We start from the raw sequence: 14342 nt of genomic DNA, 5'->3' as shown, positions 1-14342 counted from the left end.
CATAACGCTTTTTATGGCGTAACTCTAAATCCATTTATTATTATCCACTTTTACTAAAATCCCATATTAAATACTAATTATTCTTTTTGTGTAGATATCTATGGCTTTATGCAGGGCATCTAGTCGATCTTGAATGAAGTTCGGCAGGATTTCGCCCATAAAGCGAGGATAGTAGATATTTTGATTTTATTTAATGCTATTAGATGCGTTTACCCTGAGGCTAGAGGGTTAGGATTCAGGATGTTTGACCAAATCAATCAATAAGATCACTGCACCCAAACAAATTGCGCTATCTGCAAGATTAAACACGGGCCAATGATAAGACTTATAGTAAACATCAATAAAATCAATCACATGTCCTAGGGTAAAGCGGTCCACTAGGTTTCCTAACGCGCCTCCTAAAATAAGACTTAATGCCAACAACAATAAATGTGCTGAAGAGGATGTTCTGATGATCCAAATAATTAATACCAAACTCATCACGAGACTGAAACTGAAAAAAAACCATTGATGCCAACTTCCAGCTCCACTTAAAAAACTAAACGCAGCGCCAGTATTATAAGCCAAGGTGAAATTAATCATCGGAAAAAACGAATGGGGTTCATAAGGCGACAAGTGGGTTGTCGCCCAATATTTACTGAGTTGATCAAAAATGATAACCAACACACTCACTAAAAACCAAGACCATTTTTTCACGCGAATCGTCTCACTTCATCCATTCCACTTATATTACCCACACACCTAACACAAAGATCAGGATAATGGGGATCCTCACCAACATCCGAACGTCGATGCCAGCACCGCGCACATTTTTCATGTTCGCTCGCTAAAACGGAAATAGCAACACCGAGCTCTTGATTAACCTGAGCATCGGACGGTTTATCATCCATTGGTAAAACGTTCGCCCCAGAGGTAATTAAAAGAAAGCGCAACTCATCTTCAAGCCGATTCAGCAAATTAAACGCTTGTTCGTCAGCATATAAAATCACTTCTGCAGCTAATGCTGAGCCAAGTACACCTTCCTTACGCTTTAATTCGAGCGCCTTGTTCACCTCATCTCGAATTGCTTGCAATTGTTGCCAGTCCTTCATGTTGATATGATCGAATTTGGGCCATGTCTCGTACCATGTTTCTAAGAAAATGGATTCCGTGCTTGCTCCAGGAATATATCGCCAGATTTCCTCCGCTGTAAAAGACAAAATCGGAGCAAGCCAACGCGTTAATGCATGAATGATATGATACATCGCTGTTTGGCATGAACGACGAGCAATACTGTTTTCAGGCGTGGTGTATTGGCGATCTTTAATGATATCCAAATAAAAGCTACCCATATCCACCGCACAAAAATTATGAATTTTTTGATAAATGACATGAAATTGATACTGCTCATAGGCTTTTAATATGTCTTCCTGTAATTGCTGGCAACGTGCAATAGCCCATTGATCAAGCTCAACCATCTTATCCATTGCAACGGAATGTCGCTCCGGTACAAAATCAAATAAATTAGATAATAAAAATCGCGCTGTATTTCGAATACGACGATAGGCATCTGCATTACGCTTTAAGATTTCTTCAGAAATACTGACTTCATTACGATAATCGGTGGAGGCTACCCATAAACGCAGAATATCAGCACCATGCTGACTAATTAACTTATCCAGTGCCACATAGTTCCCTTTGGACTTAGATAGTTTTTTACCTTCTGCATCCACAGTATAGCCATGGGTAAGCACCGTTTTATACGGAGGCATACCGTACATGGCCACGGCGGTGGTTAATGAGGAGTTAAACCACCCACGATGCTGATCAGACCCTTCAAAATACACATCCGCAGGAAATCCTAGTTTATGACCCTCTTGAAGGACGGTGTAGTGTGTTACACCAGAATCAAACCAAACATCCAAGGTATCCGTAACTTTTTCATAAGAATCCGCTTCTTCACCCAGTAAATCCTCAATAGCCAGATTAAACCAGGCATCAATTCCTTCCTGCTCAATCCGCTGAGCTACTTTTTCCATTAAAGAAACCGTGTCAGGATGCAATTGACGAGTGGATTTGTGCACGAGCAAAGGAATTGGCGTTCCCCAAGCACGTTGTCTTGAAACACACCAATCAGGTCTGTTCTCAACCATAAGACGAATACGGGCTTGGCCCCATTCTGGCACCCACTTGGCTTTATCGAGCTGAGACAACATGTGTTCTCGCAGTTTATTTTTATCCATGGATATAAACCACTGAGGTGTTGCTCTAAAAATCACTGGAGTTTTATGACGCCAGCAATGAGGGTAGCTGTGATGCACCATCTCCTCATGGAGTAACACTCCCTTGTCACGTAATAACTGTATAATTTCCCCATTGGCTTTCAGTACATGTGTACCGGCTAATAGAGGAACATCCTCACCATAACAACCATTCGCCATAACAGGATTGATTAAAGGTAAGTCATAAGTCTGGCCAACCACATAATCATCTGGGCCATGAGCTGGTGCGGTATGCACACAGCCTGTACCTGACTCCGTCGTCACGTGCTCTGCCAAAACCACAGGCACTTCTTTATTGTAAAAAGGATGTCGCAGTGGCAAATGTTCAAATACGCTTCCTTGAGTACGGCCAAGAACAGTAAATTTTTCAATCCCTAACCGTCCCATGACGACTCCCACCAATTCATTTGCCACAATAAAATAGTGGTTACCTGAATCTATCAAAGCATACTCTAATTCAGGATGTAAGCTCACCGCTTCGTTTGCGGGCAAAGTCCAAGGCGTTGTTGTCCAGATTGGAACAACCACTTGTTTTTCAGGCAATCCTCGCTCCACTTTATCTAAAAACGCTTTGGGATTAACTGCTAAAAAAGCGACATCTATGGAAGGTGACATTTTATCTTCATAATCAACTTCTGCTTCAGCCAATGCTGAGCCACAATCTAAACACCAGTGGACTGGTTTAAACCCTTGTTGTAAATGTCCGTTAGCAACAATTTTGGCTAAAGCTCGAACGATGTTCGCCTCGTTGGTAAAGCTCATGGTAATGTAGGGATTATTCCATTCCCCCAAAATACCAAGACGTTTAAATTCTTCACGTTGAATATCAATTTGACTTGCAGCGTACTCACGGCACTTTTGTCGAAACTCTCCGAAAGAGAGCTTAACTCCAGCCTTACCCACTTTTTTTTCAACATTCAACTCAATCGGCAAACCATGACAATCCCAACCTGGAACATAAGGTGCGTCATAACCGCTGAATGTTTTCGATTTGATGATAATATCTTTAAGAATTTTGTTTAATGCATGCCCACAATGCAGGTGACCGTTGGCGTAAGGAGGGCCATCATGCAAAATAAACCGTTTTTTACCAGCGCGCGCTTTACGAATTTTTTCATAGACTTCTTTGGCTTCCCATTCGGATAGCATGCTTGGCTCCCGCTGCGAAAGACTTGCTTTCATAGGGAATAGGGTGTTAGGTAAATTTAAAGTGTCTTTATATTCTGCCATGAGTTCTACTCTTTAAGTCGGTTACACTAGAAATCGCTTGACGCTTTTGTTATGAAAACGTCAACCGGTTTCTCAAGGATTAGCTATTAAAATAGTGAATCGCCGCTGCAATATCTGATTTAATGGTTGTAATTAAGTCATCAAGCGATGAAAACCGCTGCTCATCACGTAGCTTCTGAAGAAACACAACCTCCAATAACTCTCCATACAAGGATTGATTAAAATCTAATATATGAACTTCCAGTATATTCTTACTACCATCCACGGTTGGCCTACAACCAACATTGGCAACACCATGTAATAGTGTACCATTTCTTACCACATGTACGAAATAAACGCCACGAATTGGAAGCTTTTTTTTGCTTAAATTTATATTTGCAGTAGGTATTCCCCATTGACGGCCACGCTGATCGCCCTTTACTACTCGGCCACACATACTATACGCTCTTCCAAGAAGCTTACTTGCCAACAGTAAATCATCTTCCGCTAATGCGGCTCTTATTTTAGTTGAACTGACTCGCTCTTCGAACAATTGGAAATCAGAAAACAGTTGTACATTTCGTCCATGGACTTTAAAAAGACGAGTCAATAAACCAACATCCCCTTCACGATTTTTACCAAACCGGAAATCCTGTCCTACTACCAAGAGTTTGACATGTAATATAGAGAGAAGAAATCGTTGAACAAATTCGATAGGATCCATCGTTGCAAGCATTTGATCAAACGCCATGCAATAAACATAATCCACCCCTAATTTTTTTAGCCCCAAAATTTTTTCTCTTAAGCTCGATAATCGTGCAGGTGGGTTTGTAAGATGAAAATATTCGCTGGGCTGGGGTTCAAATAAAATAACGAGTAACGGCAGCTTTAAAGCTCTGGCTTGTTCGCGTAACACTTGGATTAAAGCTTGATGGCCGACATGCACCCCATCAAAATTTCCGATTGTAGCCACCGATCCGGCACTAAGCTCGCTAAATGGGCCGTTCCCTCGTAGCACGTTCATAAAGACTAATTTTATTAAACAAAAAAAGAATTATACCCATTCTATTAAGATTTGTTTAGAAGAAAATCTTTTAAAGCGAATGACATGCATCCTCTAGCGCCAACGTGGTGTGGTTTTTTACTCTTTTTATTTGCAGTGAATTGTAACCTGATTGAAGTAATAGGTAGCCCGAACAAGTCGGGCCACGTAGGGCTGTCTCTTGATCACATCTTTGCCTACGCCACACGGCTTGACCGGGTGGCTCAGTGTTTTAATTGTAAACAGGCCCTAATTATTCATTCTCTAATCGTTTTTATCCTGAGGTGGTCGAACCACTAAAACATCACAATTTGCGCCATGAAGAATTGCGTTTGCCGTTGAACCTAATAGAAGAGCTAGTCCGTGTTTACCATGACTTCCAGTGACAATTAAATCGACTTTATTTTCTTCAGCTACGCGCAGTACTTCATTTTTAGTTGAGCCAAACTCTAAAAATCGATGATTATTATCAACATTAAGCTGATCCCCTAATGCATTGAGCTCTTTTTCAGCTTGTTCGCGTATTGAAACTTCTACTTCAGCGAAACCTGCGAAACCCGGGTAAGCATAAGCAGGTATTGGTTCAACCACATGCACAAGAATTAAATCCGCGCCATTTTCCTCGGCAATTTTCTTAGCTTTTCGCGCAGCGTTAACACCCACTTCATCAAAATCTGTGGCAAACAATACCTTTTTATACATGATTCCTCTCCGTAAGAATGCTCTATGAATCAAAGACTAGCAGAAAAAGTGAAAATTTCCCAGCGCCATTTACTACTGGTCATGGTAAACGCATCTAAACTTGACCGATCATTTTAAATAATCTTCGTAATAGGGAAATATAGTCAATTTCATATGAGAAATTGACTGCATGGCTTTTGTTTTTATTGAATTTTTTGGAAAGCTCAAAGAGCTCCGTTGAACGAACAATGAAGTACATGTTGGTGGATATATTTGCATTGAGCATCTGCGGGTTTTATCTGGCGCTGAAGGCTGGGAAGAAATTTGAAAAACAATGTAAAAGCAATCTTGCTTATTTAGCCATGAAAACAACCATTAAAAACCTCGTAAGCGCATTTCTCAATACATTAGTGGCTTTTTCTTTAGGTTTTGCGCAGAGTTTGTGGTTAGCGTTTGGTTTGGGGTAAGTTCCCTTGCTTTAGGAGTTGCCTGGGGAGGAAAGAAGTAGTTATACGGCCAATACTGTCTTGGTAAGTCTCGACATGTAGGCCAAGCCGCTGACGGCTCCGGCCTTTTGTCCACAAAGAACGCGTGAAAATTATCTCAACCTGCTCGCATCTTGTCCAAGCAAGACCAGACCTATTTAATAGTGATTTTTAAGTACATCTTCCTCAGCGTCTTTCTGAGGGTTTGTTAAATTCTGTTGTTGAAAAAAACCAGGTCTAGACCCTACATCGTCACCTTGCTGATTTCTAACCCCATCCTCTTTTCTTTTTATTATTTCTGCCAGTAAAGTATTTAACTCATCTTTTATATTTTGGTACTTTTCCTCTAGTTTTCGCCTCTCGACAGGGCTATTATTTTCATAAACCGAAAGTTTATCCTGTCGTCTGGATAAACAAACCAGCTCGTGTTTCAATCGTTGTATCTTCTGTAATTCATTCATAAGCTGGCTCCAAGAAAAAATTTACTTCATTATATCGCTAGAGTCTGTTGATATTACATTTTCGTTTCACAAAATTAAATGTCAACAAACTAAGCTCACGGATAATGCATCTAAATTTGACCAATTACTTTAAATTCGAATAGCGTTTCCTGGTACTTATGATGAGATAAGATTTTTTCTATGAAAATTTCGCCAGGCCATTTTGGATCTAATGCTGAAAAAATGATCGGTCAAATTTAGATGCATTTACCGTGTACTGGTGGTTTATACACGGGTGCCAAATCTGTGTATACTATGCTTTTAATGCTTAACAAGACGCCGGTAGTAGTCACCATGCTCTATGATTTGCTGGGCGCAATTTTTTCACTGCTCGCCACCTACTTTTTTATTACACAAAAGAAAATAGCCTGGTCTATTAGTCTCATAGCCACTGTCTTGAATGCCTGGCTTTATTTTTCGCATGGAATTTATGCAGATATGGCCCTTGAATGTTTTTATTTTGCTACTTCTGCCTATGGCTGGTATTGTTGGACCTTAGGAGAAATAAAACTTAAAGCGGATGCAGGGGCTATCACCCGCTTAACATCCAAACAATGGGTTTATTTATTTACAGGTACCGGGCTAAGTTTCGCATTAATATTTATTTTACTTATCCACTTTACCCGCTCAACCATTCCTGGATTAGATGCTTTAACAACTTCGTTGAGTTTAGCAGCTCAATTATTAATGTGTCATAAAGTACTTGCAACTTGGATAGTGTGGCTGCTTACCGATGCAATATATGCGGCCTTATATTGGCATAAACAACTGCCATTTCACACGCTTTTGATGATGATTTATCTTGTAATGGCTATTATCGGTTATAAAACCTGGGCTAAGCAGGTTAACGCTCGCACATTAAACGCTCCACCATTCGAAAAAGCTTCAAGCAAGGCTTGAAGCAGGAATCAAAGACAACCAAAACGAATAATTTACGAGCTCAGCTAATTGTTCAATGGGTTGAACAGGATCCCGCCAGTTGACGTATGGCCCTAAACTTGCAGATTCGAGTGGTGGATATCCAAAGCCCTTTTTCCAATTGGTAGGATTTTTTGCAAAACCAACCCAAGCTCTTACCATTTTTTGTGACAGCTGTCTTTCAGCATCGGTTACTTTACTTTCTGGAAGAAGAGATTGCGTTGTTCCCTGACGCTCAATAAAATTATGAAACACATAAGGAATTTCTTCTGTGTGACAAATATTATCAGACAATGGTCCACAGCGCTCATAAATAGCGTAATTAAAGGTTGAGTGCTGAGTAAAACGATAACCAAAAACCGGCAGATTGTTCGCTTTCATTTGCTTCCACGCTTCAGAGACAGCAAATATACTAGCGCCTGTAAATGCATAATCCGTAATCACTTTTGCCATGGCTTGTGCTGCTGAAGTCATTAGCGAGTCTTTTTTATTTGGGTAATCAGATGGATTATAAGGCCGATTCCCGTTGACTTTAAAACTCAGAATCTCTTTTGCTTTTGCCGATCCAAAATTACGAACTAATAATTTTTCGTAATCGTTTGTGCTGAATTGATTAGCATGCGGCACGAAAAAAGCGCCTTCGTTTCGATTGGTTCCAATCACAAAAGGCTTAGGTTCTGTACCAGGTTGAAATCCTTTATTCATTGGTCCAACGACAGGATAGACACCGCTAATTGGCTGCCATAGAAACCCCTTAGTCATACCCAGCAGTAGTAAACCAGATACGCCTCCATTTGGCGCCAATTCGTTTTCAGCGCTCATGACAACATTGAGAGATAAGCTACGAAGCCATTGTGCCGTTTTGGGACATTTATCTTCGCTTAATTGGCTTAATTCACAAAGTTTTGAGATGAATTTTTCTTGTTTCGCTTCAGTTTTTTGGGGAGAATCATAGGTAATACTTAATACATTACTTTCCATAATAGCAGCACGGAAATAAGGGTTGCTTGCTGGCATTGCAAACAAATGAGTACCGACTGACATGGCTCCTGCACTTTCGCCAAAAATGGTTACTTGGTTGGGATCCCCACCAAAGCGCTCGATGTTCTGATTTACCCATTTTAATGCCTCGAGTTGATCGAGCAAGGCAAAATTTCCATCAATTTGACTTTTATTTTTCTGATATCGAAGAAATCCTAATGCACCCAATCGATAATTCATCGTCACCACAATCACCTGACCTATACCCGCCATGTAGGTTCCGTTATATGCAGGATATCCCCCTTGGCCTGTTAAAAATCCACCGCCAGGAATAAAAACCATCACAGGAAGTCGTTTAGAATGTGTTTTGGTTGGTTTCCAAACATTAAGATACAGGCAGTCTTCGCTGCCAGAATACCCTGTACTTGAAGTTGGTGAAGGTTGTGGGCATTCACTCGCTATTTTTACGGCCGGATAAATTTTAGGCTTCCAGTCTTCCACTTTCGCAGGCGGTTGCCAGCGAAGCGCCCCAGTCGGAGGTTTAGCATAAGGAATTCCCAAATAAGCATAGGCCTCTTCACCACTGCTTTGCTGTTTCAGACCGCATACTGAACCAGTTTTCATTTGAATCATGGGAGCTGCTTTCGCGCAAGAAATTTTAGACGCCACATCCTGAGCTAAGGTTAGCGGACCTACTCCCATTAGGAGCAGAGAAAGAATAAATAGTCCCTTCTGTCTTTTCATAATCTATCCTTAGATTTATCCGATAGTCTATAAACCGAGTTATGCTAGGAAATTTTCTAGTCATTGATTAGATAGATGATGCCCGGCGAATTCTGACTTAACCTAGCGATTGTAAGCGATCCATTTTCCGCACCCAGGGTTTAAATTTTGCTAAATCAAGCGGAAGCTGGCTAATGGCGAGTTTGGCTCCATCGTGATCTTTAAAATCTCCCATGGTTAACACATACCAATTTTTCCCTTGTTTTTTGGATTGATGAATCTTGGCTTTGCCTTCAATATGATGGGCGCTTGCAAAACGCTCTAATTCAGCTCTACTATGGCTGGCAATAAGTTGGATGGTATAAGCTCCTTTCGTTGATTTTTTAGCTACTTTAGGCTTAGAAGGTTTTACTTCCGCTTGAGCTAGTTGCTTATCGGACTGCGGATTCATAGTGATTTTTTCTGCCACTTCTACAGACACGTCCTCGGATGGCTGACTTTTATGAATAACTTTGGGAACCACAACCACTTTATCCATAACCACAAGTGAGTTGTTGCTTAAATCATCTTCTTCATTGTAAACGACAAGCTCTGCTCGCCTTAATTCCGTAGGCTGTAAGAATTGACGAACGGCTGCTAGGTCATAAGAGGGAATACTACTCATATAAAATGGCTCATCCACTACTTGTGTTGCGAGACGTGTGGCCTCAATAGGCTTTTCGAGCTCCATTACCACTTCTGAAGATGGCTTTAAGCCAGACTCAGAAGGTTTTAGGGTAAACGCTAAACCAAGTGCTACCACGACTGCCCCAGCAATTAACGATAAACGTTGATAATGTGTACTTCGATACTGTGCTCGACTTCCTGGGGTAACTGCCTGGCCTAAATTGAAAAAACTTGCCATTTGAGTGTTGATTCCTAAAATACTGCCATCGGTAAATTGATAAAACTGTTTTGCTCGTTCTTCGGAAATAAATTCAGGGTGGGTTAAAAAGCGATGAAGTAGATATTCTTTGGTTTCTTTTTCATTTAAATGCCCTAATTCAATGGTATGAATCATTTCTTTGTAGTTTTGCTGTTCGAATTGATTCAACACCTTTAAAAAAGATTGGTTTGCAATAAAACAAACATGGAAATAACCATGAGCACCTTGTTGTTGCAGAGGATTTAAAATCGTATCTATAAAAGATTCTGGCAAATGGTGTGCGTCATCAATAATGAGTAAGGTATGTGATTGGTTAGCTTGGCTTTCTTCTATAAACTCAGCAAAGCTATTCTTTTCTTCAAGATTTAGCTTCTGACTAATTTGGCGAACAAATGTTGCCTCATCAAATAAAGGATTTACAGCGAAATAATGGGTTTGAATTTGTGGGTCTAAGTGTGCTTGCAAAAGAGCAGAAAAAGACGTTTTACCGCTGCCTTCTTCACCTAGAACAGAAATTAAAACATTTGTGCCAAGGACAATCTGATTGATGAACTCGATTTTCGCGAGCCAACTTGCAGGCTTATATAGTTTATTAGCATCGAGGTTAATTTCTAAAGCTCCATCATTCATTGTATTTTTCTCCTTAAACAGCATTCTTGAGTGTGTCCATAAGCACAGAATGGGGTACAGCAGATTCTATATAACAATCACCAAGCGACTTGATTAAAATAAAACGCAACACGTTGTTTTTAACTTTTTTATCATTAGACATTAAATCACGTAATGCATTTAAATCAATCTCTTTTGGGATTCTTCTCGGTAAAGAGGCTAACGTTAATAATTCATCGATGCGTTCAAGACACGCGTCGCTTAACAAATTCATTTTATTCGATAATAATGCGGCACAATAGAGTCCAATCCCAACGGCCTCACCATGCCTTAAAGTTTGGTAATTCGTGTAGGCTTCTAGAGCGTGAGCAAACGTATGACCAAGATTTAATAATGCCCGCCGCCCGGCTTCCTTCTCATCTTCTTCAACCAATTGTGCCTTAATTGCGCAACAACTTGCTACAAGACTCGCTAACGTTGGCTTATTCGTCTCAGTACTTTGTTTTAAAAAAGATTCCACATCCGCTAAAAACTCTCCCCCTGCTAATATTGCATGCTTAATCACTTCTGCCATACCTGCACGAAATTCTCGTATGGGTAGCGTTGATAAAACATCTAAATCAATGATAACGGCGTGAGGTTGATAAAAACTACCGATCATATTTTTACCTTGCGGATGATTAATGGCCGTTTTTCCACCTACCGAAGCATCAACTTGAGCTAAAAGCGTCGTTGGGATTTGCAAAAATCGGACGCCTCGTTGATAAGTAGACGCCGCAAACCCTGTCATATCTCCAATGACACCCCCACCTAGAGCAATAAGCGTCGTATCACGATGATGGCGATTTTGAAATAATTCATTATAAATCTTATCTAAACTCTGCTGATTCTTATGTTGCTCACCATCCGGTAAAATAACAATATTATACTGAATCTTTCTAAACGCTTTTTTCAGATGCGGAAGATACATTGGTGCGATTGTTTCATTCGTAACAATCAGGGCTTGATTAGCATTCAAATGCTGAGTTAGCAATGCCTCATCCGATAATAAGTTCGAACCGATATAAATTGGATAGGCTCGTTTCGGTAAACGGACCTCAAGCCGTTTTAAAATCTCAGACTTCGCCATAAATGTATTTTATTATATTGTTAGCCACTGCTTTAACAGTTAATTTATCTGTTTCAAAGCTAACATCAGCAAGCTCTTCATAAAACGGTTCGCGTTCTTCTTTAAGTGTTTCAAGACGTTGCTCTAAATCATCCGTTTGTAATAGCGGTCTTTTTGTATCGCGCTTAGTGCGCTCAAATTGCTGCTGAAGAGAAGCCTTTAGGTAAATCACAGTTCCTCGTGCTGCCAAAGCATTACGATTTTCAGGAGACATCACAACCCCTCCCCCCGTAGCTAACACAATGTTGTTTTTTTGAGTTAACTCCTCAATCACTTTTTGCTCACGTTTTCGAAATCCCTCTTCTCCCTCAACATCAAAAATCCATGAGATATCCGCACCAGAGCGCTCCTCAATCACTTCATCCGTATCATAGAACTCAAGCTTGAGCTCTTTTGCCAAAGTACGGCCTATTGTACTTTTACCAGCCCCCATAGGTCCTATCAGAAATATGTTACGTACTTTAACGATGCTCATTTTTTATTACATACCTCTTTTTATAAATTAAATTGTAATCAGTCTGAATTTTAAGTGTCTTAATGTTTAGTGGATATTCTTGTTTAGCCAGTATCCACATGCAATGGGTTTATCCCTTCCAGGGTTTTCTTGGTGGCGTAACGCTCATGACCTGGGGTCGTGGCCCTACTGGCTTACCAAATTTATCTAACTCAACCGCTGCTCCTCTTTGATACACTCTCGGAGGTCCTTTAATCGCAGTGATGGATAAATTGTTGGTTATTATCCTAGGAGTAATGAAAATGAGCAACTCTTCATTACTTAATCGCGCCGAACTGCGTGAAAATAAATTACCAACTAGCGGTAATTGCCCTAAAAATGGCACACGTGTCACCGAATTATTTTTATCTTGTTGATAAATTCCCCCCAATACAATGGTTTGACCATTATTTACCAATACGTTCGTTTCAATCGATTTGGTTAAAATAATGGGTACCCCTTGAACCCTCCTACCAGAATCAGAATCCTGATTAATCTGCAAATCCATCAGAAGTTTTCCATCTGGTGTAATTTGCGGAGTCACTTTCAAACTTAGAACAGCCTTCTTAAAGGCTACCGCTGTAGCGCCACTTGATGTTGCCTCTTGATAAGGAATATCTTCACCTGATTCGATGACCGCCGATTGCTGATTGGTGGTCATTAATCGAGGACTCGCAATAATTTCGGCTCGACCTTCGCTTTCTAACGCGGATAATTCTAGATCAAGTAAGACACCATTACCAAGTTTTGCCAATGCAATTCCAATAGATGCAGGAGATGCATCAATGGGTAATGCCCCTAAATCTACGTTTAACCGATCGGCAATCGGAACATCCGCTGGAGGAGTTCCGCCCGCGAGTTCGTTTGCCCCCTCAAGGGTACCACTTAAATGAGTTGGTCTCGAAACACCAAAACGGACTCCAATATCTTCTGCACAATCTTTAGTAACGTTCACAATGCGCGCTTCGATCAGCACTTGTTTCACAGGAACATCGAGTTTTTTTACCAATTCTCGAATTTCATCAATTTGAGCTCCGGTATCTTGTAGCCAAATGGTATTCGTACGTTGGTCAACGCTCACCGTACCACGATCTGTGAGTAAAGAATTCTCTTTATCTTTGAGCATCGATGCGATATCTGCTGCTTTAGCATAATTAATTTGCAGCAATTCTGAACGAATAGGCGCGAGCTTTTTAGCGGCTTGTATCTCAGCGAGCTCCTGCTGCTCTCGCTCAGTAAACTTCGCTGCGGTATCCACTAAAATTACATTTCCAGTCCGACGTTTATCTAAATTTTGGGTGGTTAAAATAATATCTAAAGCTTGATCCCAGGGTACGTCATTTAATCGTAAGGTGATATTGCCTTTCACATTATCACTTACCACAATATCAATACCTGTAAACTCGGCTAACAAATTTAAAACCGAGCGAACTGGAATATCTTGGAAATTTAAAGAAATTCGTTTTCCAGTAAATACTTTTTTCTTCAGTTTTTCAGCTTGTATTTCTTCTGGTGTCAAAGGAAACACATCAATAATAAACTGCTTATTAACCTGATAAGCAAAGTGCCCAAAATCCCCCGCGGCTAAAATCGCAACTTTGGCATCTTTACCTTGTTGCGTCGCACTGACGATTCGCGCGGGGCTATGAAAATCAACCACATCAAATCGTTTACGCAAATTTTGAGGTAACCGGGTGCTATTAAATATTGCTTCAATCTTTTTACCGGATTGAGTGACTTCAATTGGAATACCCGCATCGGTTACATTAATAATCACTCGACCGCCATTCTTGGCGGTACCACGAAAATCAATATTTTTAATTCCATATCGTGCATTCACAGGGCGATTTGTAACAAAAATTTCTTTGCGCTGAGGAACGAGCTGTTCTGATTTCCCTTTTATCATTAAGCTATAGACATTTCCGGAACTATAGCCCGAATAAGCTACCGTATCGGATAAATCTAGAATAGCTCTCACTCTATCTTTAACAGAAACAATCCGATATTTAATCAAAGATGCCAGTTCAATTTTTTTAAATTTGTCCTCTGGATCAAACAAAGCTAACTGCGAATTAATAAAATCCAAAACAAGCCGTGGGGGCTTTTGGGTAATAAAACTGGCTGGAAGCTGTTCTAACGGATGTGCAAAACAAAAATCAATCCGAACTCGGTTATCCGGCATAGACTTTACTTTTACCGATTGTAATGCGTTATCCCTTGCATGCAGATTGGTAAACGCTGCTGAAAGCAATAAGAGCACAATAATAAACTTTCTCAAAGTAATCTCCCTTTTGACCCATCCTTTCCCCAAAGGCATTGAGTGAAAGATTGTCGGTTGAGAATAACT

12 protein-coding genes are annotated in these 14342 nt (G+C 40.4%); 2 read left to right on the top strand and 10 right to left on the bottom strand.

Features of this window, described 5'->3' with window-relative positions:
* Window positions 1-228: 228 nt before the first annotated feature.
* From lspA to E1O41_RS10440, 4 genes are all read right to left on the bottom strand, one after another.
* The gene (gene lspA / locus E1O41_RS10455) at window positions 229-696 is read right to left on the bottom strand and encodes a signal peptidase II (protein ID WP_131777280.1); all 468 of its coding nucleotides are present in this window, start codon (window positions 694-696) and stop codon (window positions 229-231) included.
* Entirely contained in the window at window positions 693-3491 is a 2799-nt protein-coding gene (gene ileS / locus E1O41_RS10450; RefSeq protein WP_131777279.1) for an isoleucine--tRNA ligase, read from the bottom strand. The genes lspA and ileS overlap by 4 nt, the downstream gene beginning before the upstream one ends.
* A gap of 79 nt (window positions 3492-3570) precedes the next feature.
* Window positions 3571-4494: a bifunctional riboflavin kinase/FAD synthetase gene (gene ribF, locus E1O41_RS10445; RefSeq protein WP_131777278.1), complete on the bottom strand. Its 924-nt coding sequence runs from the start codon at window positions 4492-4494 to the stop codon at window positions 3571-3573.
* 282 nt (window positions 4495-4776) lie between these two features.
* Window positions 4777-5214, bottom strand: coding sequence for a universal stress protein (locus tag E1O41_RS10440; RefSeq protein ID WP_131777277.1), 438 nt, complete (start codon window positions 5212-5214; stop codon window positions 4777-4779).
* A 227-nt stretch (window positions 5215-5441) separates the two neighbouring features.
* Here E1O41_RS10440 and E1O41_RS10435 point away from each other — a divergent pair, with 227 nt between their 5' ends.
* On the top strand, window positions 5442-5660 hold the full coding sequence (locus tag E1O41_RS10435; RefSeq protein WP_131777276.1) for a hypothetical protein: 219 nt from the start codon (window positions 5442-5444) through the stop codon (window positions 5658-5660).
* Window positions 5661-5836: 176 nt separating this feature from the next.
* On the opposite strand, the gene E1O41_RS10430 is transcribed toward E1O41_RS10435, so the two are convergent.
* Window positions 5837-6139, bottom strand: a complete 303-nt coding sequence (locus tag E1O41_RS10430; RefSeq protein WP_131777275.1) for a hypothetical protein — start codon at window positions 6137-6139, stop codon at window positions 5837-5839.
* Between the two features lie 294 nt (window positions 6140-6433).
* Between E1O41_RS10430 and pnuC the strand changes: the two genes are divergently transcribed.
* The gene (pnuC, locus tag E1O41_RS10425) at window positions 6434-7078 is read left to right on the top strand and encodes a nicotinamide riboside transporter PnuC (RefSeq protein ID WP_229669385.1); all 645 of its coding nucleotides are present in this window, start codon (window positions 6434-6436) and stop codon (window positions 7076-7078) included.
* Here the strand turns inward: pnuC and E1O41_RS10420 are convergent.
* The 5 genes from E1O41_RS10420 to E1O41_RS10400 all read right to left on the bottom strand — a co-directional run bounded on the left by E1O41_RS10420 (window position 7064) and on the right by E1O41_RS10400 (window position 14273).
* Window positions 7064-8821 (bottom strand): carboxylesterase family protein, encoded by a 1758-nt coding sequence (locus E1O41_RS10420; RefSeq protein ID WP_131777273.1) that lies wholly within the window; start codon window positions 8819-8821, stop codon window positions 7064-7066. The genes pnuC and E1O41_RS10420 overlap by 15 nt on opposite strands.
* 97 nt (window positions 8822-8918) lie before the next feature.
* Window positions 8919-10355 carry an SPOR domain-containing protein gene (locus E1O41_RS10415; protein ID WP_165481178.1) on the bottom strand — a complete coding sequence of 479 codons (1437 nt, stop codon included), beginning with the start codon at window positions 10353-10355 and terminating at the stop codon, window positions 8919-8921.
* 13 nt (window positions 10356-10368) lie between these two features.
* Window positions 10369-11463, bottom strand: a complete 1095-nt coding sequence (aroB, locus tag E1O41_RS10410) for a 3-dehydroquinate synthase (protein ID WP_131777271.1) — start codon at window positions 11461-11463, stop codon at window positions 10369-10371.
* Window positions 11450-11977 (bottom strand): shikimate kinase AroK, encoded by a 528-nt coding sequence (aroK, locus tag E1O41_RS10405; protein ID WP_131777270.1) that lies wholly within the window; start codon window positions 11975-11977, stop codon window positions 11450-11452. Before aroK ends, aroB begins: the two co-directional genes overlap by 14 nt.
* Before the next feature lie 109 nt (window positions 11978-12086).
* The gene (locus E1O41_RS10400; protein ID WP_131777269.1) at window positions 12087-14273 is read right to left on the bottom strand and encodes a type IV pilus secretin PilQ; all 2187 of its coding nucleotides are present in this window, start codon (window positions 14271-14273) and stop codon (window positions 12087-12089) included.
* Between the last annotated feature and the right edge of the window lie 69 nt (window positions 14274-14342).

Source organism: Legionella impletisoli (assembly GCF_900639875.1).
Taxonomy (GTDB): domain Bacteria; phylum Pseudomonadota; class Gammaproteobacteria; order Legionellales; family Legionellaceae; genus Legionella_A; species Legionella_A impletisoli.
The sequence above is the reverse complement of the archived record's forward strand: the minus strand, read 5'-3'. Positions and strand labels throughout refer to the sequence as shown.